Below are 19,664 nucleotides of genomic sequence, written 5' to 3'. Positions count from 1 at the left end.
GAGTGAACTTTGAAGGACTCATAACTTCTTGATATGACTGCTGTGTGGACCTGCTCGCGCACCTGGAGGCGTACGTCGCGGCCGTCGACGAGGCGAGCTTCTCGCGCGCGGCCGAGCGGCTCGGGATCGCCCAGCCGCTCCTCAGCCGGCGCATCAAGATGTTGGAGGAGCACTTCGGCGGCCAGCTCTTCGACCGCTCGCGGCGGCAGGTCGAGACCACCGAGCTGGGCCATCTCCTCCTGCCCTACGCCCAGGACGTGCTGGACCGGGCCCAGCGGCTGGGGCACGTCGCCCGGTCGGCGCGGCAGTCGGCGGTGCACGCCGTCGGCGTGCCCGCGGACTGCGGGCCGGCCGCACTGGCGCGGATCATCCGTGCCGGAGCCGAGCGCGACGTCACGTTCGCCGTGCGGGAGCTGCCTCCGGACGAGCGCGTCGCGGGTCTGGCCGACACCTCGCTCGCGTATGCGCTGGTACGCGTCGCCCCGGAGAACGCCGCGCTGCGCGTGCCGCTCGGCCTGGCGTCCGCCCCGCCGCAGTCACCGGACGGTGCCGCTGCCGCCCCGTCCGAGGCTCACCGGCGGACTCGTCGGCGGGCGATCCATCTGGAGGATCTGCGGCCCCGGCGCGGCGTCGGTGCGCCGCGCGAGCGGCGGGCCGCCGTGCCGATCCTCGCCATGGCCGAGGATCAACTTCCGACCGCACAGGACCGGTTGCGTCGCGCGGTCGCGCGGGCCGGGCTGCCGGAAGGCACGGTCCGTCCGGCCGGACCGACGGCGACCGCCCTCGCCGAGACGCTCGCGGGACAGGTGACGCTGCTGTGCACCGAGCCGTTCGCGCGGCGGCACGGCGCGAACTGGGCGCCGTTGGACAATGCCTCGCTGCACCGCGGATACGACGCCGGCGCGGCACGTCGCCCCGGGAACGCGGCGCACGTACCGGACTGGCTGGTCCCCCTGCTCGCCGCCGCGGTCGGCGCCGCCGCAACCGTCCCCACCACGGCATCCGTGGCCGCGGGCGAGGACGCCCCGTCCCGACTGGCGGCGCGCGGATGAGCGCCGCCCCCGCGCACCGCCCCGCCTACGTCGCCGACGACGTGGACCTCCTCGGTGTCGCCGAGACGATCGCCGACGACTGGGCCGCCCTCGGCGTCCGCGGATCGTTCCTCGCCCGCCACATCGACACCGGCGAGCAACTAGGCTTCGCCGTCGACGAACCGGTACCGCTCGCCTCGGTGGTCAAGGTCCCGCTCGCCCTCGTCGTACTGGACCGGATCGCGACCGGGGAGCTGGACGCGGCGCGGCCCGTGACCGTCGACCCGTCCACGAGCAGTGTCGGACCCACCGGGCTGGCGGCGTTCCGCCACCCGGCCACCGTGGCCGTCGGCGACCTCCTCCATCTGATGCTCTCGGTGAGCGACAACGCCGCCGCCGACGCGTTGCTGGACCTCGTCCCGGTGGCGGACGTCGACGCCCACCTGCGCGCCTGGGGGTGCTCCGGCATCCGGATGCGGCACCGGCTCAACCGCATGTACGAATGCGCCGCCGGCGCCGTGGGCAACGACTTCTCGCTCGCCCTGGAGTTGGCCATCCGCGACGACCTCTCGGGGCGGCACACCATCGAGACGCTGGACCCCGCGCACGCCAACCTCGGCACCGCCGCGACCCTGGTCGACCTCCTGCGGCGGGTGTGGCAGGACGGCATCGCCCACCCCGAAGCAACCGCGGAACTACGCCGGTTGATGGGACGTCAGGTCTTCACGCAGCGGCTGGCGAGTGAACTGCGCGCGGACACGCTCCGGTGGCACGGCAAGACGGGCACCTTCCTCCACCTGCGGCACGAGATCGGCGTGGTGGAGGCCGCCGGCGGCGACCGGGTCGCGATGGCGGCGCTCACCCGCTCCGACCGCCGGGCCAACCTGGCACCCGACATCGACCTCGCCATCGGCACGAGCGCACGGCACGCCTTCGAGGCCCTGCGCCACTGACCGCCGCGGCAACCGACCGCCCCTGTAGGGGCATCCGGCCAAGCCGCACAGCGCGCCACCCACACCACCCATCATGGCAAAGTGGCCCGTATGTCCCTGACCACCACTCGCACCCGAAGACACCTCGGCGCCCTGCTCCTCCTCAGCACCGTCATACCCCTGACCGCCTGCGGTCAGCAGCGCGTGGCCGCCCGTACCCCCAACACACCCCACAGCTCCAGCCCCTCCGCTTCCGGCGCTTCCGCTTCAGGCGCCTCCCCCTACGTGGAACCCGGAGCCCACGACGGGGCCCCGCACTACCGCGAGAACAACGCCGGCCGCCAGCCCCGCGACATGTCCCCCGGCAGCAGAACCGACGCCCAGCGGGAAGCGGACCGCATCGCCCCCGTACTCAGAAGTCTCTGGAAACAGGGGAAGTGGGACCCCGACAGCGTCCGCTCGGCGCTCCTTGCACTCGGGTACAAGGAGCAGCGCACCGGCCCCAAGGGCGAGCAGCTCGGCGGGCAGCTGGACGTGCGGAGCATGGAACCGCGCTTCAAGGACGACCACTACGCCACGCCCCCAGGCGCCCGCATCGGCCTCCGCGTCCACCAGGACGCCTGCGTCACCGCATTCGTGCAGAAGACCAACTACCAGGTCCGGGTCAACGGGCCGTACCTGGAATCCGGCTGCTTCGAACCACCCTTCGCGCACTGACGACGACACCCGGCGCGGTAGGCGGCGACAGGCAGGCCGGGGGCCGTCAGCGCCCCGCGCCGAGGCGGGCGATTCCGGTAGTTCCCGGCTGCCGTCGGGGCCCCGGCTACCGCTCGCTCAAGCCGTCGTACGCCAGCGCGCTCGATGCGGCGTCGAGGAAGCGCACGAGGGCGCTGTTCGCGACGAGATGAGCATCGTCCACATCACGCTCGTGCTCTTCAGTGGCGGTGCCACTCGCCAAGAGCCGGATCCATCTGTGCAAGGTCCCCCGGTCTGCGAGAAGTTCCTCCCCCGCCCGAAGCACAGCCTGGGTGACGTCCGGCGGGCCTTCCACGGTCACGGCGGACTGCAAGCGCTGCATGTCTCCGTGGAAGCGGTCGCCCGCCTGCCGGTACGCGCCTTCGGCCTCCCGGAGGTGTTCCTCCCGCTGCGGGCCTTCGGTCTCGGCGGCGGCCGCGGCGAACCGGCTCGCGGTCGCGTGACGGGTGAGTATCCGCTGGAAGCACTCGGCAAAGGCGACATACGCGGCCCTCCGCGGCTCCCGCAACACGCGGACATGCTCGGCCCTGAGCTGCATCCGGGCCTGCGCGCGGCCAAGGATGCCCGTGACGATGGCTCCCCCACCGGTCCCCAGGGCGCCCACTCCGGCACCCAGAACCGCTGCGAGTCCTGCGTCCATACGAAGAAGACTGGCGGATCACACCGCTCGCTGTCAGGTGATCCACACACTCCCGGCCGAGCCCCCAGCCGAACTCCCAGCCGAACTGACCTGTGATCTCATCGAGTTCGCCGACGTCCGGGCCCCACGCACTCTGCGGCACGCCGTCCATCCCGACCGTCCCGGCCATCCCGACCGTCCGGCCGTGGCCCCGCGGTCATCGCCCCGGGCGGCGTTCCAGGGCGACGGCCTTACGGGCGAAACGGCCGGGGGGGATGCCCACATGCCGTTTGAAGTGGCGGGTGAGGTGCGACTGGTCGTGGAAGCCGACGGTGGTCGCCACCTCCGCGGGCGGTCGGCCGTCGAGGAGCAGCCGTCGGGCCCGGTCGATCCGGCGGGCCATCACGTACTGATGGGGAGCGATACCGAACGCGCCGCTGAAAGTCCTTACGAGGTGCGCAGGATGGGCGTGGACCAGCTTCGCCGCCTCCTCCAGCGTGATGCCGTGGAGCAGCCGTTCGTCGAGGAGATCCCGCAGGCTGTGGGCCAGTCCGCGGCCGGTCCCGGGTGGACGGGTGACGAGCCGGGGCCGCAGATGGCCGCGCAGCCGTTCTCCGATCAGGGCCAGGCGGCTCTCCGCTTCCAGCTCGTCGCCCGAGTGCGCCAGGGCCGTGTGCAGCTGTCCGACGCGCCGGCGCAGGAGGGGGTCTGCCAGGTCGGGGCCGTCCACTGCCGGGCCGATGAAGCTCTCGTCCAGCTGGGTCAGGTCCAGGTAGAGCACCCTCTTGCGGAAGCCCTGCGAAGTGGCGGGTGAGCCGTTGTGCGGCACCTGCGGCGGAAGCAGGGAGACCGTGTCGTGCGGGGTGCCGCGCTCGCGGTGGTTCAGGTCGTAGCGCACCGCGCCGTCGTCGACGATCAGCAAGGTCCACACGTCGTGCACGTGCATCGGGTACGCGTGATCGGTGAAGTGGGCGTGGAAGACCTCCACGACACCCGGCACCCGCGGGCGCCACGCGGAGATCTCCTGCCGACTGTCCATGCAAGGAACGTACAAGACGGTCCGGCGGCGCGATCGGCAGGCTCGGGGGTATGACGACAAAGATCAGTCCCGTACGTTTCGACACCAAGATCGCCGTTCTGCTGCGCGAGGACCTGGCGCCCTGGCAACGGCTGAACGTGACCGCGTTCCTGGTCAGCGGGCTCGGCACGGAGCTTCCCGAAGTGCTCGGCGAACCGTATGCCGACGCCGACGGCACCGCGTACCTGCCGATGTTCCGCCAGCCGGTCCTGGCCTTCGAGGGGACGAAGGAGACCCTGACCGCCGCACACGGCCGCGCCCTGTCCCGCGCGCTTCCCCGGTCGGTGTTCACCTCCGACCTCTTCGCCACCGGCAACGACCGTGACAACCGCGCGGCCGTACGGGCCGTGCCGAAGGACCAGTTGGACCTGGTCGGGCTTGCCGTGTACGGATCGCGCAACGCGGTCGACAAGGTGCTCAAGGGCGCCCGTATGCACCCTTGAGCACTATCGGCCCGCGCCGCAGCACGCCCGCCGAACCCGAACCCGAACCGAGCCCGGACCCGATCCCGATCAACCCCCGTGGAGCCAGGGGCGGTCAACCAACGATCCGGACACGCTCGGCGCGCAGATCGTCCTCGTCCTCTCCGACCACTACGTAGGTGACCCTGAGCCCCTCCGTAAGGAAGGTGCCGTCCTCCAGGTCCTCGCTCCTGACCCGCGCTTCCCGGCCGTCGTCACCTGTGGTGTAGCCGTACCCCATGGCCTGGTTGAACCACCTGACCGTACCGCTGACCCGAACGCTCATGCCCGTTGCCTCCTTCGGCGCCATCCACCGCGGGCACGGGGACCTCCGTGAAGCCGCACGTCCCGCACCGCGGTCAAGACAGCTCTACCCCCTACCCGTTCATACGAGCCATGGCGGCACCTGCATCGACCGATCCCGATCCCCCTGGCGCGCACGGCTCCCACCCGCCCCGACGGAATCGTCAGGCACAGGCACAGGCACAGGCACAGGCACAGGCGCAGGCACAGAAACAGCTACAGGCGCAGGTACCGATATGGCTGTTGGGCTGGGAGGAGGATCGGCCGTCGCCCCTCCCAGGATGCGTAGCGCGGACCGTGCCGGTCGCGGGGCTCCCGGCACGGCTCAGCTCCGTATCCGATTGGCGAGCAGCGTGCCCCCCGTGGCCATGACCAACCCGCCGAGCGTGAGCGGGCCCAGCCGCTGGTGGAGCAGAAGGGCCGCGAGAGCCGCGGTGACCATGGGTACCAGATAGAAGAGACTGCTGACCTGACTGGTGCCGTGCCGTTGCAACAATGTGTACAACAGTCCCACTCCGACAATGGAGTTGATGATCGCGGCCCACATCAGCGCCGGCCAGTAGTCGGCCGTGAAGGTCACGCCGAAGCCCTCGGCGAGCAGCGCGGGAAGCAGCGTCGCGACCGCGGCGGCCAGCAGCTGCACGGCATTGCCGGACACCGGCTCCATCCCGCGGCAGAACCGCTTCTGGTAGACGGTGCCGGCGGAGATGCCCGCCAGGGCGAGCACGAGAAGGCCGAGCCCGGCCATATGGCCGCCGTCGAGATGGAGGTTCTCGCTCACCGCGAGTGCCACCCCGCCCAGTCCGAGCACCAGCCCCACATACTGACCGCGGCTGACGCGCTCGTGGAGGACCGGCACGGCCAACAGGGAGGCGGTGAGCGGGTAGAGCGCGATGATCAGGGCCGCCAGCCCGGACGGCACACCGAGGTCCATGCCCACATAGATGCTGGAGAACTGCACGGCCTGGACCAGGACTCCGGCGACCGCGAGGTGGCCCAGTCGGCGCCATCCCGGCCAGGCGCTGCGGCGCACCAGCGCGATGGCCAGCAGCACACCCCCAGCGATCGCGAATCGCAGTGTCGCGAACGTATAGGGCGCGGAATGACGCAGACCGAGCTTCCCGGAGATGAATCCGGAGCTCCACACCATCACCAGCACGGCACGCAGCAGAAGATCGCGAGCCCGGTGGCCGAGCCCTGTGCCGCCTCCCGGATCGTGGCCGGCTCCGCGGGCGGTTCCGGCTCCCCCGGTCTGCACGGTCGCATTCGCCTGCATGGCACTTCCCCGTTCCGTTGAGCGTTCCGTCGAGACTCAGCGCGTGTTCAATAAACAGCACGTGAGTGCAAAATACCGCACACACTGACCGTCGCCAGCCTACTTACACGAAGTCGCAGGACTCCCGGGTCCAGCGACCAGCCCGACCCATCAGCGCGGAAGGCGCGGAAGGCGCGGAAGGCGCGGGAGACGCAGTTCAGGAAAGGCCCGCGGCGGGCGAGCCCCGCAGGTCAGTACAGGCTGTTGAACAGCATCGCGACCATGCGCGCGGGTTCGTCGGTGTCATTGCGGAAGGTGTGCGAATGCCCTGCGGACCACCGGACGCAGTCCCCCCTCCGCAGGGTGTGATCCAGCCCGTTGTACCGGGCTACCAGCGTCCCCTGGGTCACGATGATCAGGTCCGTGCCCTCGTGCCGAAGATCCTCGCCCAGCGCCGAGTGCGGCGCGAAGTCGCCCTGGACCACCTGGTAACCCAGTTCGGGCGCGCGCAGCACGCGGTAGGTGACGCCTGGCGCCCTCTCGATGACCGCCTGGTCCCGGAACGGGAACACCGACGGCGCGGCCCGGCCCTGCGAGAACCCCAGGAACGAGCCGACGTCATGGCCGAAGACCCTCGCCAACCGCGCCAGTCGCTCCAGCGCGATGTCCGTCTCACCCCGCTCCAGCGCCGCCAGGAACGAGACCGAGAGCCCGCACTCGGCCGCCACCTGACGCAGCGACATGCCCCGTTGCGTACGCAGCCTGTGCAGCACTTCGCCCGGGGAGGGAAAGCCCAGTTCCGGATCCCGGCGAGCCGCTGCGGGACGTGTCGAGGGGGCCGGGTCGGTCATGTTCGGCATTCTAGTTCGCCCGGCCTGAGCACCATGGCCGACGAGCGCTGGCCGCGGGGGGGCGGGCCGGCTCCGGACACCCTGACCCGGCACACAGGGAGGGCACCGCGAGTGCGGCTACCCGCACACGCCCTCCACCTCACAACCATCAGAACCATCAGTGGGACGCCACAGGAAGACTGTGTCCACTCCTCGACGTTCACTCCTCGACGAGGGTGGCGAAGGCCGTGCACAGCAGGCGGACGCTTCGCCGGAACTTCTCGTCCTGGCTCAGCCGGGGCATCCGGTCGATGACCAGCGGGAATCGCGCGCGCAGGTCGGCATAGACCTCGGCGGTGACGTCCGGGACCGGGGAGTCGCCGCCTTCCTGGAGTACGAAGCCGGTGACATGGCTGAGCAGGGCGTCGGCCGCGATGCCGCACTGCGCGGTGGGTACACCGGCGTCGAGGAGGGTCTGCAGAAGGCGCTCCATCAGGGACAGCGCGCCCGGACTCAGCGTCCTGGGACTCTCGGCCAACAACAAGGCGCCGCCCGGGTGCTGTTGGATGCTGCGGCGCAGCGCCCCGGCCTGGGCTTCGATTTCGTCCTGCCAGGTCGCCTGGGCCGGCAGCGCGTCCAAGGCACTGCTACCGGCGTCGTATGCCTGCCGGCAGACGCGGTCGGCCATCAACGCCAGCAACTCGTCCTTGCCCCGCACGTGGTAGTAGAGGCTGCCCGCGTGCGTGCCGAGTCGATCGGCCACCTGGCGCATGGACAGGCCGTGGTAGCCGACCTTGACGAAGGTGGCCATGCCGGCATCGACGATCCGCTCCTTGGTCAGCTTCATGCCCACCACCGTACAACGATATTCCAACACCGTTCAAAACCTGTGCTAACCTCGCCTCATCGGTTTTGAACAGTGTTGGAAATGGGGGACGGACATGGGGGAATTGCTGTTCAACGCGACCACGGCCGCGCTGATGGTGATGATGGTCAACAGCGGCCTGGGGGCGGTCGGGCGCGACTCGCTGCGCGGGCGCCCGGTCCCGTGGGTCGCGGTCGCGCTGACCGTGCTGGCGATCGGCGGCGTGGCGCTCCAGCTGACCTGGTCGGGCGCGATGGCCGCACTCGACAACGATCCCGCCAAGTCCGGCTGGTGGCGGGTGTTCACCTCGGTCTTCATGCAGAACGGCGGCGTCGCCGGCGCGGCCTGGAACATCGCCACCCTCGCCGCGGTGGCCGCGCTCGCGCAGTGGCTCTGGGGTGGCCCGCTGACGGCGGCCTTCTTCCTGGCCGGCATCCTCCTGCCGGAGCGAATCGACACGCTGCTCGGCCTGGGTGACGGCCCCAGTACCGACCCCCGGAATTTCGCGGGCAGTTCCGGCGCCACCTACTTCCTCGGCGCCACCCTGGCACTGGCCCTCCTGGGACACACCCGAACCACGAAGGAGCGGATCCTCGCGCTCGGCGTCCCGGCTCTCGGCCTGGTGATGTGGATTCTCCAGGAGAACGGCCACGGGCTGGTTGCCGTGTACGGATTCGCACTCGGCGCTTTGGCCTGGGCCGCACGCCGCCGGGTGTCACGCCCGGCCACCGACACAGCACAGTAATCCGCTGCACGGCGACCAGCGACCAGCGACCGAGTATCGCAGCCCAGTTGGGGCCATCGACGCGATGACCGTCAGCCAGGCGGATGCCACGATACGCGGGCCCCAAGCCCCTCACGGCCCCCGTACCCGAAGGTCCGCCCGCGCACCGGTATCCGTGCGCGCTGTGACTGGGTGCAGTCGGCTCACACATGCACCCAGGAGTCGGGACACCTGAGAGACAGCGTCGGGACGACGACCTTCCTACGACGTCAAGCCTGACGAGGCGGCATCGGTGCGCGTCCGCCCCAGGAAGAGGCTCGTGACCACCCGCACGTGCGCGCATCCGCCGTGTTCGTCCACGATGCGGGTCATCGCGTCGAAGACCTGATTCCGAGGTTGGGACGGCAGCGCCCGGTAGCCGCTGTAGGAGGCGAGCAGGCCGATGAGTGTGGACGTGGACCGTTCGTGCACGGAGGTGTAGAGGCGGTGGTCCGGGTCGACGAAGCCGGTCGCCGTCATCTCGCGCCACTGGCGGGACTCGGGGCCCCGCCGCGCGGGACGCGGGCGGGGATCGAGAAGGGTGTCCTGCGGTATCTCGATACCGAGCCGGGTGTGGGCGGCGGTCAGCCGGTCCGCCAGTTCGCCGCACTGGAGAGTCCAGTGGTTCCAGAAGAGGGCGATCGCTCCCCCGGGAGAGAGCGCGGCCTGTGCTCTGGCCCAGCGCACTGCCGGGTCGACCCAGTGCCATGCCTGTGCGCAGTACAGCAACCCGTAACGTCGCACCGGATGCCACGTTTCGAAGTCGGCGACCTCGATACTCACGCTGCCGTCGGGCAGTTCCGCGCAGCGACGGCTCAGCACCCGGGCCATCCGGGCATCCGGTTCGACGCATGTCACCGGTACGCCGGACCGTGCGAAGGCGAGCGTCGCCTTGCCGGTTCCGGCACCCACCTCCAGCGCCTGCATACGTGCGCTGAGGGCCGCGAAGTCCAGGACATCGCCGACGAGTTGATGGGGATAGCCGGGCCTGGCCGCGTCGTACTGCTCGGCATCGTCGCCGAAAATCTGGCGGCGCGACGACGCCGGCGCCGGGTCGTTACTGGGAGTCCCGTACGGCATGGCCGACACCGTAGGCGATGCGGCCGTTGGCCGGGAGGGCGCCTGCCGCGAGTCGGCCATTCTCCGCCTTCGGCACTGGCCGGCTTTGATGGGTTTTCATCCCGGTATGCGGCATTTCATGGGTCTCCACGTGCGTGGTGACCGATGCCTGTTGCAGCGCGCCACGCTCACGCAAGCGGAACAGCGTTCCACTACGACGCCACGGATCGCCGTTCCGGTCCGCAGAGGGTGCGCACCGCGACCGATAGCCCGACGGACATCCATGGCTCGTCGGACCGCGAACGCACCTGCCAGCGCACCCGCCGGCGCATGCGCGCCGCCGCGCGGCGCGGCATCGACACCCTGCCCAGCGCGGCGGCGGAGGTGTTCACGAAAGGGCGCAAGCGTGGGACCAGCTCAGGGCCAGGCAGCGGTAAATCGTTCCCTCGCCACCCACAAGAAGGACATGTGGCGTATCGGCGAACAAGCGGGGAAAGTTGCCGCCTGGAATGCCAACTGCCTTACCTCAGGGAGTAGTTAGTGCGCCCAAGCCGAATCACCGCCGTCATCCTCGGAACCTTCGCGTTCTTCGGGATCCTCGCTACACCAGCCCAGGCGTCAACCGAACCTGTCGTCGATCGAGCCTTCGGCCTCGTCGGCGCGATCTGGGGCGGCACCATGCCGAAGAGCACCACAGACAGTGCCGTGACCGGCGCTCTTCAAGCCAACGGATCGTCGCAAGGGTCCCAGTCGCTGAACAACGGCTGACGCAATGGCCCGCGCAGGGTGTTCGCCGTTCCGGTCCGCCGCATAGCCGGCGATCAGGCCACCAACCCATCAGCGGGCTGCCCGGAACCCCGGCCGCCGTCACGAAGACCGGCGGCCGGGGTGCGGACGGCGCCCCGGGGAGGGGGCAGGGGCCTGAACACCAGCCACCGCCGAAAAGTCAGTGACGGCACGGAAGATGTCCGGCGTCACACATAACAGAACCCGTGAGCCATTACTTCTTGACGTTCAGGTAAGGGAAGTAACCTGCAGGTTCGTCGCAGCCTGCGCAATGCCCTGAGTGGAGATGGCGACCACGGCACCAGCCACACCGACACCCCCAGCAGCGCTGATCTTCTTCATCTTCATGACGAACTCCGTTGCCAACGCATTCCGGTCGGGACAACTTCCCCGTGAAGGGCGTCACCCTCGGACGAACGAGGAGTCAGGACCGCAAGAGAGAGTTCCGGCAACTGCAGTGGGGGCGAACGAACCAGACCATCCCGGTACCGCTCCCCCACCGCACAGCACCTTGAGGCCCCGCTACTCCGAGCCCGCCCCATCGCCCGTGGCGCGGCTGGCCAGTCGTTCGTATCGCTGCCTGGCGGCTTGCGGGGTGCCGAGTCCGAGTCCGAACGCGATCTCCTGCCAGGTCATGCCACGGCCCCGCGCCATCTGGAGGAGTCCGGTCTCCAGTTCGTCCAACTCCCCCCGAACCAGCGGAACAAGGCTCAACGCAGCGGTGACATCGGCCTGATCCACCTCCGGTTCACCGTCATCCACCTGTGCGGCTCCGCTGAGCAGGAACGACACGAGCCGGACGGCCTCGTGCGGCCCGATCACCGAAGGATGAACCTGCCGGCGGCGTTGCTCGTCGGTGGCCGCATGCCGCTCGGCGATGCGCATCAGGGACGCGTAGACACGGTGCGCTCGCGCCTGCTCCGGCTGCGGGGGCGTGAAGGGGTCGGTGTGCTGCTCAGAAGTCGACGGCATGAGACCAGGATGCGGGAGCACACAAGTCGATGTCAACTTACCGTGTTGAACAACCTGTTCACTCGTCGCCGTTTCATTGGCGCAGTACGGTCTTGCGCCGGGCCGGCGAAAGCGGCTCCCGCCAGGACGCCCCCCGATGCCCTGATTGCGCACGGGCGCCACCGCGCGCATGAGGTTGGCGCCCAACGGCAGCCGGACGGCGGGAAATTGGGCCAAGCGCAGCGGCAAGCAAGCGGGAAGATCTTCGTCGGCCGCCGACCGCGTTCACGCACACCCTGACCAGTCGGGACGCATGCTCGTCCGCCCGTGCGATGGCACCACCATGCAGGCATCCACCATCCCCGCCCCGCCACCCCGGCGGACGGCATTCTGCAACCCCGTCCCGCGCACTGCGGCCGATACCAATGAGGCCATCAGGAGTGCGGGTTATCCGATAAGCGTGGTGTATCCAGGCCGCGGCAGTCGTGAAACTCAGCGTGTCACTGAGGAGTTGGGACATATTCCGCATTAGTTTTCATAGACGTACGAAGTCGATCAATCTCTGATCGCTTCCGATCGATCTACCGGAGATGAAATGCGCAAGCTTCGTAAGGCCGCTGTTGTGATCGCCGTACTGGGCAGCGTTGGCCTCCTCGGCGCCGGCCCCGCAATCGCCCATGGCGGAAGCCAGGGCGGAAACTCCTCCTTCTCCAGTGACGGTGAGGACGGCAGGAAGGGAGGCGGGAAGGATGGCCTCTTCGACGTCTCCCAGGGCACTCAGTGCCGCTCGCACGACCTGAACATCGACGTCCTCGGTGCGGTCGGCGTCCTCGACGGCGCACTGGGCAACGCCCTCAACGGTGAGGGCGCCTCGGGTGCGCAGCAGACCAGACTGGGCTCCACCATGGGCTGCAACAACAGCGCCTTCCAGAAGTAAGGGCAGAGGGTTCCGGTGCCTGGCTCCCGGCCAGGCACCGGGACTCACACCGAAGCCCGCCCGTATGCGCGTTGGCGTACGCCCGTAAGCGAGATGCCGGTTCGGCTTCATCGGCGTTGAACGGAGCGGATGGAACCCCACCGCGTGACCGACGAGCGACTGTGCCGCGTGCTGGATGACCTGATCCGCCGAGAACCGCTGTTCCACCGCCCCGAGTTCGGAACGACCAGGGCTGATTTTGCGGCCATGACAGCACCGGACTTCTGGGAGACGGGGGCATCGGGGCAGCGCTACGACCGTGCGTACGTACTCGATGCCCTGGAAGAACGTCATCGGGATCCGCCGGTTGAGGAGTGGGAGACCTCCGAGTTCTCCTGCCGTGAACTGGCGGCGGATGTCTATCTGTTGACCTATACGTTGGTCCTCGACGGTCGGATGTCTCGGCGGGCGACGATCTGGCAGCAGGATCCGGACGGCTGGAAGGTCGTTTACCACCAGGGGACTGTCGTCCAGGGATCGTGAGCCGGCGCCGTGCGGAGCCGATCAGGTCGTGGTCGGCGGTGGTGGGTGGGGACGGGTGCGTGGGCGTTGGGTCGGGGCCGTGCCGTGGCGCGCCGATCTGCGCTCCCCGCCGGCAGCGGGGAACCCCATCCGGTCCCCGTCCCTCCTATTCGTCGTCGAGAGGCTCGCCCAGCTTCTCGGCGAGTTGGAAGAGGGCGGGCAGGGCGCCCAGGATCGCGGCGCGCTCGGTGTCGTCGAGCGCGGAGAGTGCGGCATCCATGCGGCGTTCATGGGCAGCGGTCCAGGCAGCGAGCTGGTCACGCCCCGCGTCGGTGAGGGTGACGGCGGAGGCGCGGCGATCAGCGAGGTCGACGTCCCGGGCGACCAGTCCCGCGGTGATCATCTGGCCGATCAGCCCGCTCACGGTGCTGGGGGCCAGGCGCTGGCGGGCGGCGAGGTCGCTGATCCGGGCGGGCGAGTGCTCACCCAGTACCTGCAACAGCTCCACCTGGGCCATGGGCAGCGCTTCCCACGGGTAGTCGGTGCGGATCGAGGCGCGCAGCGCGCGGCGCAGACGTGTGATGGCCTCGGTGAGCAGACGTGCGTCCGGCGCCTCGCCGGTGGGCCGGGGCGGCGGGACCTCGGAGCGGGGCTGCGCTGACATGCGGCAAGCGTAGCCGGACCAGGGCGCGGTCCTGCCTGCGGTGTCCTGCGCCTGGTTGCGATCACGCGGGACGCCCGCACCGCAAAAGGTTCGGTGTCCGATGTATCGTCGTACGGGTCCTCCCCGGCCCCGCGCCGGGTCCCGTGCGCGCAAGAACGGTCGTGACCATGAACCTGGCGTACCTGCCCAGCCCGTCCCAGGGGGTGTGGCATATCGGGCCGGTGCCGATCCGCGCGTATGCGCTGTGCATCCTGGCCGGCATCTTCGTTGCCGTCTGGCTCACCGGGCGCCGTTGGGAGGCCCGGGGCGGTCATCGGGATGACATCGCCGACATCGCGGTCTGGGCGGTGCCCTTCGGGGTCCTCGGCGGCCGTCTGTATCACGTGGTCACCGACCCGGAGCTGTACTTCGCCGCCGGCCGTCAGCCGATCCACGCCCTGTACATCTGGGACGGCGGTCTGGGCATTCCCGGTGCGGTGGCGCTCGGCGCGGTGGGTGCCTGGCTGGGTTGCCGGCGTCGGGGCATCCGGCTGGCCGACTTCGCCGACGCCGCGGCCCCCGGTCTGGTGCTGGCCCAGGCGATCGGCCGCTGGGGCAACTACTTCAACCAGGAGCTGTACGGCCGCCCCACCCACCTTCCGTGGGCGCTGTACATCGACCCGGCGCACCGCCCGGCCGACAGCCCCACGGTCGCCCTCTACCACCCGACCTTTCTGTACGAGTCCCTGTGGGACCTGGGCGTGATGGCGCTGCTGCTGTGGCTCTCGGCCCGCTACCACCATCGGCTCCGGCGCGGCCGGCTGTTCGCCTGCTACGTGCTCGCCTACACCACGGGACGTGCCTGGATCGAGGCGCTGCGCATCGATCACGCCAACCACTTCCTGGGCCTGCGCCTGAACGACTACGTATCCCTCGCGCTGTTCCTCGGCGCCCTGGTCTACCTCATCGCCACCCGCCGTCCGAAGCCGGGCGACGACGCCTCGCTGCCATATGCCGTGGATGTGAAGGAAGAAGCCGTGCCGGTGGCCACCCCTGGGCCCGACAGGGAAGGCTCGTAGCACGAGCGACGGGGCGCGCCGGACGCCGGCGCGCCCCGGCCGCATCGGACCGGCCACACATCGCACGACCCACCTGATCAGGTCGGGCTCCGGCCTACCGGCGTTGCCGTGTGGGCGGGGAACGGAGCTGAAGCGCATGCGCCCCGCGGGCGGGGCGTGCTCCCGTGGGTCACCGCGCGCGTTGTGCCGCGGCAGGGTCGGAGTCCGGTCCCAGCCACGCCGAGGCGACGGCGACGGCCGACACTCCCACGAGGATCAGCGCGGACCACCGTGCTCCGGCTGCGGTCCCGCCGCCGGCCGCCAGATGCAGGGCGAGGGTGACCAGCGCGACACCCAGCGCGGTGCCCAGGCCGCGGGTCATGTTGACCAGGCCGCCTCCCGTACCGGAGGAGTGCGCGGGTATGGCCTCCATGATCATGGTGTTGTTGGCCGGGGTGAAGGTGCCCAGCCCCAGTCCGGCCAGTGCCAGTACCGGTACCAGTGCGGCGGTGGTCAGCGGGGCCACCGCGAGCGCGGCCATCGCGAGGCTGAACACGCCGGCCCCCACCAGGCAGCGTTTCGCGTCCGTGAGGGAGTGCGGCAGCAGCCGGTCGCCGCCGGTGGCAGCCAGCGCGAACCCGGCCGGCAGCGCCGTGAGAACCGCTCCCGCGGCCAGGTCCGAGGAGCCCTGTGCCGTCATGACGACCGGCACGAGCACCAGCGGCCCGAACAGCACCAGGTAGCCGCTCAGCGCCCCGGCCAGCCCGAACGCCACGGCCGGCACCCGCAGCAGATCAAGGTTCAGCAGCGGCGCGGCGGCCAGTCGCTGACGGCGGACGAAGCCCCAGCCCGCCCCGGCGGCCACGGCGAACAGCAGCGCCACCGCCCAGGCCGGTACGGGGAGTCCGGAGGCCGCCGACACTCCCAGCAGTGCGCTGGTGGTCGCCACCGCCAGCAGCCCCAGACCGGCCCAGTCGAAGCGCGCGACGCGGGTGCGGGCCCGGGTCCGGGGCAGCAGGTAGTGCCCGCCCAACAGGGCGATCAAACCGATCGGCACGTTCACCCCGAACACCCAGCGCCAGCCCAGCGTGGACACCAGCGCGCCTCCCACGGTCGGCCCCAGCGCCAACCCCAGCGCCTGCGCCGCGGCCTGGACGCCGAGCGCGCGACGCATCCGCGCACGTGGCGCGCTGGTCGCCACCAGCGCCACGCTGTTGGCCTGCATCATGGCCGCCCCGGCCGCCTGCACGACGCGGCAGACGACCAGCACGACCAGGGACGGGGCCACCCCGCACGCCGCGGATGCCAGCGTGAACACGGCGAACCCGTACAGGTACATCAGCTTGCGGCCGTGCGCGTCCGCCAGCCGTCCGGCCGGCACCAGCAAGGCCACCAAGGTCAGCAGATACGCCAGCGAAACCCACTCCACCGCCGCCAGCGACGCATGGAACTCGGCGCGCAGGCTTCCGTAGGTCAGCGTGACGATGCTGGCGTCCAGCTGTCCCATGAACGCCCCGAAGCACACCGCGGCCACCGCGAACCGCCACGCGTTCGGTCGCCTACGTATGCCGTCCGGGCGGGCGCGCTCGGTCGTGAGCACGGCCGACCACCGCCTCCTGAAGGGGCGCGGAGTCACACGAGTGGCCATGAACCCAGATTACATCGGATACCGAAATGTTTTGCCACCGTCCCATATCAGCGGGAGCGCCCGCGGACAGCCGTCCTCGGTCAGGGAGCTCGGCGACGATGCCCCGACCTGGTTCAGCCCTGCGGTTCGCGGTCAAGCCGCGTCAGCTCCGCCTCGCTCAGCGTGAGCTTCGCGGCCTGGGCCGAGTCGGTGATGGAGGCCGGGCGACTGGCTCCGGGCACCGGGATCACGGCTGGCGAGCGGGTGAGCAGCCAGGCCAGGGCGATCTGCTGCGGGCTGACGCCGCGCTCGGCCGCGACGCGGTGGAAAGCGGTGCCCGTGGAGGTCGGGCCGGAGGGTCCGTCGAGGGAACTGCGGGAGATGCCACCGAGGGGGCTCCAGGGGAGGAACGCCAGGCCCAGCTCGGTGCTCAGCCGCAGCTGGGGTTCGCTGTCGCGGACGGCGGACGAGTACTGGTTCTGAACGGAGACGAGTCCGCCGCCGAGGATTGCGTGCGCCTGGCGGATCTGGGCGGTGGTGACGTTGGAGATGCCGGCGGCGCGGATCGTGCCGGCGTCGAGGAGTTCGCGCAGGGCGCCGACGGACTCCGCCCAGGGCACGGCCGGGTCCGGCTTGTGCAGCTGGTACAGGCCGATCGCGTCGACGCCCAGCCGCCTGGCGGAGGTTTCGGCAGCGTGCTTGAGATGTTCGGGGGCGCCGGTGACGGTCCAGCTGCCGTCGCCGGGCCGGCCGCGGCCGCCCTTGGTGGCGATCAGGACGCCGGAGGTGTCGCCGCCGTAGCGGGCCAGGGCACGGGCGATCAGCAGCTCATTGTGGCCCACCTCGTCGGCGTGCCAGTGGTAGCTGTCGGCGGTGTCGAGGAGCGTGACGCCGGCGTCGAGGGCGGCGTGGACGGTGGCGATGGCCCGCCGCTCGTCCGGACGGTTCTCGATGGACAGCGGCATGGCGCCCAGCCCGATGGCACTGACGGTGGTGTCTCCGATGGTGCGGAACTGCATGGCGGTTCGTGCTCCTCAGGCGGCGGGGGTGGCGGATGTGGTGAGGGCCTCGGCGACGGCGCCGGGCAGCCAGTCGATGGTGCGGGAGAAGGCCCAACCCAGTTTCTTCGCACGGGTGTTGCTCATGGCGTAGTGGCGGTCGAAGGAGAACGGCGAAGCCGTCTCGCCCGCGGCGACCACCCGGTGGACGGGCTCCCGGCCGGCCTGTGCGGCGACGATCGCGGCGAGGTCGCATACGTCGAGCGGGCCGTCGGAGCAGGCGTTGACCGGTCCGGTGAACTCGGTGGCGGTGGCCGCCCACAGCAGCAGGTCCGCCAACTCCTCGTAGTGGATGAACACCGTCGGCAGCGCCTTCTCGTGCACAGTGACCTCTTCGCCCTGGCGGATGCGCTCGACGTAGTGCGCCAGCCGGCCGGTGAACTCCTGCGCGCCGCCGAGCACGTGCGCGCTGCGCACGGAGGCGAACGCGAAGCCGCCGGCGCGGGTGAGGACGGCCTCCGCCTGGCGCTTGCCCTCGGCGTAGTGGGCCTCCAGGTATGCCTCGTCGTGCCAGGGCAGGTCCATGGCCACCAGCCAGGTGGCCGGGTCCACGCTGTCCTCGGGCACGGGGGTACCCGCCGGCACAGCCGGCAGCGCGGCGGTCGCCGGGTCGTAGACCTCGATCGTGGAGGTCATGACGTAGCGCCGGGTGCGACCGGCGAAGGCGCGGGCGGCGATCGCGGCCTGCACGGGGGTGTAGCAGACCTGATCGACAACCACGTCGAAGGTGCGAGAGCCGAGCGCGGCAAGGAGAGTTGGCTCATCGTTGCGGTCGACAACGAGCTGCTCGACACCGGCGGGCGGCCGGGTGGAGCCGCGGTTGATCACAGTGACCTGGTGACCGGTGGCCTGCAGGCGCTCGACGAGGAGCTTTCCGAAGTACCGGCTTCCGCCGATGACGCAGATCCTTTGCATGCCCCCACCCTGGATCCCTATCGTCATCAGCAGAAGTGGCGGCTTACTGGAAACGCTTTAAGGAATACTGTTGATCGATGTGCAGCGGCTCCGCGTCCTGCGGGCGGTGGCGGACCACGGCAGCTTCAGCAGGGCGGCCGCGGCTCTCCGCCTCACCCCCTCCGCCGTCTCCCAGCACGTAGCGGTGTTGGAACGCAGCCTCGGTGCCCGGGTCGTGGCACGCAGCACGCGCGGGGTCACCCTGACGCAGGCCGGCCAGATCATGGTCGGGGCCGCGGAGTCCGTCGCCGCCGAGCTCGAACAGGCGAAGCAGCAGGTCGATCGGCTCAGCACGGGCCGCGTACAACTCACCGTTGCCACCTTCACCAGCGGCGGCAGGCACCTGGTGCCCGGCGCTCTCCGCCGGTTCACGGCAACCCATCCCCGCACCCTGCTCCACGTCAGGGAGGGCGAGCCCGAGGACACCTTGCCCCTTGTTCGCCAAGGCGCTGTCGACCTCGCTCTGGCCTACCACTTCGACGGCCCGCTCCCCCTGGGGCCGGGCCCGAGTTCCCGCCTGCAGTGGACCGCGCTCCTGGAAGATCCGTTGTACGTCGTCATGCCGGAGGGGCATCGGCTCGCCGACCGCGAGTCGCTCGACATGGCCGAGCTGGCAGCCGAGCCCTGGGTGCTCGGATGCCTCAAGACCGAGGCATACCTGCGCCGTTACGCCGAGCGCGCAGGCTTCGCACCGGAAGTACGCGGCACCACCACCGACTACTTCTTCGCCCGCTCGCTCGTCGCCGCGGGAATGGGAATCTCCCTGGTCCCCGGCATCGCGCTCGTCCCGACGGTGCCGGGTCTGCACGCCGTCCCGATCGAGCCGCCGACTCCGACCCGGCACATCGGCGTTGCCACGATCGGCCGCCGTCGCGACCGCCCGCACATCACGACGTTCGTCCAAGCCCTCCGGGAGCAGGCGACGGGTCGTCAGACGCATCGCTAGTGCTGTGACTTGGAAGGTTCGCCGAGTTTGCGGCCGTGGTGGCCTGATGGGTGGTGGCTTCCAGGCCGGAAGGGCGGCGTAAGCCTCGCTGACCCAGGCGGCGGGCGCTGCGGCAGTGGGCCGCGCACCATTCGTCGCTCAGCCCGCCCGTTCTTCGCGGGCCTTTACGGTGGTCGGCGGCTGGGTTGATTCGACCGCCGTCGCTGGGTTCCTGGCGGGTCGCGACGCGGAGGTGTCGGCCTGCCAGGAAC

Annotated in this window: 22 protein-coding genes; 10 read left to right on the top strand and 12 right to left on the bottom strand. The window is 70.3% G+C overall.

Annotated features, from left to right (window positions below; genetic code table 11):
• Positions 1–44: 44 nt before the first annotated feature.
• From GR130_RS16640 to GR130_RS16630, 3 genes are all read left to right on the top strand, one after another.
• Positions 45–1,052 (top strand): LysR family transcriptional regulator, encoded by a 1,008-nt coding sequence (locus GR130_RS16640; RefSeq protein ID WP_159505470.1) that lies wholly within the window; start codon positions 45–47, stop codon positions 1,050–1,052.
• Positions 1,049–1,984, top strand: coding sequence for a serine hydrolase (locus GR130_RS16635; protein ID WP_159505469.1), 936 nt, complete (start codon positions 1,049–1,051; stop codon positions 1,982–1,984). The genes GR130_RS16640 and GR130_RS16635 overlap by 4 nt, the downstream gene beginning before the upstream one ends.
• 264 nt (positions 1,985–2,248) lie before the next feature.
• Positions 2,249–2,680: a hypothetical protein gene (locus GR130_RS16630; RefSeq protein ID WP_236573066.1), complete on the top strand. Its 432-nt coding sequence runs from the start codon at positions 2,249–2,251 to the stop codon at positions 2,678–2,680.
• A 106-nt stretch (positions 2,681–2,786) separates the two neighbouring features.
• Here the strand turns inward: GR130_RS16630 and GR130_RS16625 are convergent, their stop codons facing one another.
• Complete coding sequence (locus GR130_RS16625) at positions 2,787–3,359, bottom strand: hypothetical protein (protein ID WP_159505467.1); 573 nt, start codon at positions 3,357–3,359, stop codon at positions 2,787–2,789.
• Between the two features lie 196 nt (positions 3,360–3,555).
• On the bottom strand, positions 3,556–4,377 hold the full coding sequence (locus GR130_RS16620; RefSeq protein ID WP_159505466.1) for a helix-turn-helix transcriptional regulator: 822 nt from the start codon (positions 4,375–4,377) through the stop codon (positions 3,556–3,558).
• A 50-nt stretch (positions 4,378–4,427) separates the two neighbouring features.
• Between GR130_RS16620 and GR130_RS16615 the strand changes: the two genes are divergently transcribed.
• Positions 4,428–4,859, top strand: a complete 432-nt coding sequence (locus GR130_RS16615; RefSeq protein WP_159505465.1) for a DUF2000 domain-containing protein — start codon at positions 4,428–4,430, stop codon at positions 4,857–4,859.
• 94 nt (positions 4,860–4,953) lie between these two features.
• On the opposite strand, the gene GR130_RS16610 is transcribed toward GR130_RS16615, so the two are convergent.
• The 4 genes from GR130_RS16610 to GR130_RS16590 form a co-directional block, all read right to left on the bottom strand.
• A complete protein-coding gene (locus GR130_RS16610) occupies positions 4,954–5,163 on the bottom strand; it encodes a cold-shock protein (RefSeq protein ID WP_159505464.1) in 210 nt (69 codons plus the stop codon).
• 342 nt (positions 5,164–5,505) lie between these two features.
• Entirely contained in the window at positions 5,506–6,456 is a 951-nt protein-coding gene (locus tag GR130_RS16600; RefSeq protein ID WP_159505462.1) for a DMT family transporter, read from the bottom strand.
• Between the two features lie 230 nt (positions 6,457–6,686).
• Positions 6,687–7,286: a cupin domain-containing protein gene (locus tag GR130_RS16595; protein WP_201304905.1), complete on the bottom strand. Its 600-nt coding sequence runs from the start codon at positions 7,284–7,286 to the stop codon at positions 6,687–6,689.
• Between the two features lie 199 nt (positions 7,287–7,485).
• Positions 7,486–8,112 carry a TetR/AcrR family transcriptional regulator gene (locus GR130_RS16590; protein WP_159505460.1) on the bottom strand — a complete coding sequence of 209 codons (627 nt, stop codon included), beginning with the start codon at positions 8,110–8,112 and terminating at the stop codon, positions 7,486–7,488.
• 94 nt (positions 8,113–8,206) lie between these two features.
• Here GR130_RS16590 and GR130_RS16585 point away from each other — a divergent pair, with 94 nt between their 5' ends.
• Positions 8,207–8,875: a hypothetical protein gene (locus GR130_RS16585; protein ID WP_201304904.1), complete on the top strand. Its 669-nt coding sequence runs from the start codon at positions 8,207–8,209 to the stop codon at positions 8,873–8,875.
• A 240-nt stretch (positions 8,876–9,115) separates the two neighbouring features.
• Here GR130_RS16585 and GR130_RS16580 read toward each other — a convergent pair whose 3' ends face one another.
• Positions 9,116–9,973 (bottom strand): class I SAM-dependent methyltransferase, encoded by an 858-nt coding sequence (locus GR130_RS16580; RefSeq protein WP_159505459.1) that lies wholly within the window; start codon positions 9,971–9,973, stop codon positions 9,116–9,118.
• Between the two features lie 519 nt (positions 9,974–10,492).
• On the opposite strand from GR130_RS16580, the gene GR130_RS16575 reads away from it, so the two are divergent.
• Positions 10,493–10,720, top strand: a complete 228-nt coding sequence (locus tag GR130_RS16575; RefSeq protein ID WP_159505458.1) for a hypothetical protein — start codon at positions 10,493–10,495, stop codon at positions 10,718–10,720.
• Positions 10,721–11,260: 540 nt separating this feature from the next.
• On the opposite strand, the gene GR130_RS16570 is transcribed toward GR130_RS16575, so the two are convergent.
• Entirely contained in the window at positions 11,261–11,710 is a 450-nt protein-coding gene (locus tag GR130_RS16570; RefSeq protein WP_159505457.1) for a DNA-binding protein, read from the bottom strand.
• A gap of 574 nt (positions 11,711–12,284) precedes the next feature.
• Between GR130_RS16570 and GR130_RS16565 the strand changes: the two genes are divergently transcribed.
• Entirely contained in the window at positions 12,285–12,626 is a 342-nt protein-coding gene (locus GR130_RS16565) for a hypothetical protein (RefSeq protein ID WP_159505456.1), read from the top strand.
• A gap of 144 nt (positions 12,627–12,770) precedes the next feature.
• A complete protein-coding gene (locus tag GR130_RS16560; RefSeq protein ID WP_201304903.1) occupies positions 12,771–13,148 on the top strand; it encodes a nuclear transport factor 2 family protein in 378 nt (125 codons plus the stop codon).
• Positions 13,149–13,293: 145 nt separating this feature from the next.
• Here GR130_RS16560 and GR130_RS16555 read toward each other — a convergent pair whose 3' ends face one another.
• Entirely contained in the window at positions 13,294–13,791 is a 498-nt protein-coding gene (locus GR130_RS16555; protein ID WP_159505454.1) for a MarR family winged helix-turn-helix transcriptional regulator, read from the bottom strand.
• A gap of 167 nt (positions 13,792–13,958) precedes the next feature.
• On the opposite strand from GR130_RS16555, the gene lgt reads away from it, so the two are divergent.
• Positions 13,959–14,849: a prolipoprotein diacylglyceryl transferase gene (lgt, locus tag GR130_RS16550; protein ID WP_236573065.1), complete on the top strand. Its 891-nt coding sequence runs from the start codon at positions 13,959–13,961 to the stop codon at positions 14,847–14,849.
• Positions 14,850–15,018: 169 nt separating this feature from the next.
• On the opposite strand, the gene GR130_RS16545 is transcribed toward lgt, so the two are convergent.
• The 3 genes from GR130_RS16545 to GR130_RS16535 all read right to left on the bottom strand — a co-directional run bounded on the left by GR130_RS16545 (position 15,019) and on the right by GR130_RS16535 (position 18,428).
• Positions 15,019–16,428: an MFS transporter gene (locus tag GR130_RS16545; RefSeq protein WP_159505453.1), complete on the bottom strand. Its 1,410-nt coding sequence runs from the start codon at positions 16,426–16,428 to the stop codon at positions 15,019–15,021.
• 161 nt (positions 16,429–16,589) lie between these two features.
• The gene (locus GR130_RS16540) at positions 16,590–17,474 is read right to left on the bottom strand and encodes an aldo/keto reductase (RefSeq protein ID WP_159505452.1); all 885 of its coding nucleotides are present in this window, start codon (positions 17,472–17,474) and stop codon (positions 16,590–16,592) included.
• A 15-nt stretch (positions 17,475–17,489) separates the two neighbouring features.
• Entirely contained in the window at positions 17,490–18,428 is a 939-nt protein-coding gene (locus GR130_RS16535) for an NAD-dependent epimerase/dehydratase family protein (protein ID WP_159505451.1), read from the bottom strand.
• A 70-nt stretch (positions 18,429–18,498) separates the two neighbouring features.
• Between GR130_RS16535 and GR130_RS16530 the strand changes: the two genes are divergently transcribed.
• Positions 18,499–19,413 carry a LysR family transcriptional regulator gene (locus GR130_RS16530; RefSeq protein WP_159505450.1) on the top strand — a complete coding sequence of 305 codons (915 nt, stop codon included), beginning with the start codon at positions 18,499–18,501 and terminating at the stop codon, positions 19,411–19,413.
• The last annotated feature ends 251 nt before the right edge of the window (positions 19,414–19,664 follow it).

This window comes from Streptomyces sp. GS7, assembly GCF_009834125.1.
Lineage (GTDB): Bacteria > Actinomycetota > Actinomycetes > Streptomycetales > Streptomycetaceae > Streptomyces.
The sequence above is the reverse complement of the archived record's forward strand: the minus strand, read 5'-3'. Positions and strand labels throughout refer to the sequence as shown.

What these genes read in the sequence shown, in the direction of transcription:
- GR130_RS16635 (WP_159505469.1), top strand. Translation starts at nt 1,049, where the DNA reads ATGAGCGCCGCCCCCGCGCACCGCCCCGCCTACGTCGCCGACGACGTG.
- GR130_RS16625 (WP_159505467.1), bottom strand. Translation starts at nt 3,359, where the DNA reads ATGGACGCAGGACTCGCAGCGGTTCTGGGTGCCGGAGTGGGCGCCCTG.
- GR130_RS16620 (WP_159505466.1), bottom strand. Translation starts at nt 4,377, where the DNA reads ATGGACAGTCGGCAGGAGATCTCCGCGTGGCGCCCGCGGGTGCCGGGT.
- GR130_RS16615 (WP_159505465.1), top strand. Translation starts at nt 4,428, where the DNA reads ATGACGACAAAGATCAGTCCCGTACGTTTCGACACCAAGATCGCCGTT.
- GR130_RS16610 (WP_159505464.1), bottom strand. Translation starts at nt 5,163, where the DNA reads ATGAGCGTTCGGGTCAGCGGTACGGTCAGGTGGTTCAACCAGGCCATG.
- GR130_RS16600 (WP_159505462.1), bottom strand. Translation starts at nt 6,456, where the DNA reads ATGCAGGCGAATGCGACCGTGCAGACCGGGGGAGCCGGAACCGCCCGC.
- GR130_RS16595 (WP_201304905.1), bottom strand. Translation starts at nt 7,286, where the DNA reads ATGACCGACCCGGCCCCCTCGACACGTCCCGCAGCGGCTCGCCGGGAT.
- GR130_RS16590 (WP_159505460.1), bottom strand. Translation starts at nt 8,112, where the DNA reads ATGAAGCTGACCAAGGAGCGGATCGTCGATGCCGGCATGGCCACCTTC.
- GR130_RS16585 (WP_201304904.1), top strand. Translation starts at nt 8,207, where the DNA reads ATGGGGGAATTGCTGTTCAACGCGACCACGGCCGCGCTGATGGTGATG.
- GR130_RS16580 (WP_159505459.1), bottom strand. Translation starts at nt 9,973, where the DNA reads ATGCCGTACGGGACTCCCAGTAACGACCCGGCGCCGGCGTCGTCGCGC.
- GR130_RS16570 (WP_159505457.1), bottom strand. Translation starts at nt 11,710, where the DNA reads ATGCCGTCGACTTCTGAGCAGCACACCGACCCCTTCACGCCCCCGCAG.
- GR130_RS16565 (WP_159505456.1), top strand. Translation starts at nt 12,285, where the DNA reads ATGCGCAAGCTTCGTAAGGCCGCTGTTGTGATCGCCGTACTGGGCAGC.
- GR130_RS16555 (WP_159505454.1), bottom strand. Translation starts at nt 13,791, where the DNA reads ATGTCAGCGCAGCCCCGCTCCGAGGTCCCGCCGCCCCGGCCCACCGGC.
- lgt (WP_236573065.1), top strand. Translation starts at nt 13,959, where the DNA reads ATGAACCTGGCGTACCTGCCCAGCCCGTCCCAGGGGGTGTGGCATATC.
- GR130_RS16540 (WP_159505452.1), bottom strand. Translation starts at nt 17,474, where the DNA reads ATGCAGTTCCGCACCATCGGAGACACCACCGTCAGTGCCATCGGGCTG.
- GR130_RS16535 (WP_159505451.1), bottom strand. Translation starts at nt 18,428, where the DNA reads ATGCAAAGGATCTGCGTCATCGGCGGAAGCCGGTACTTCGGAAAGCTC.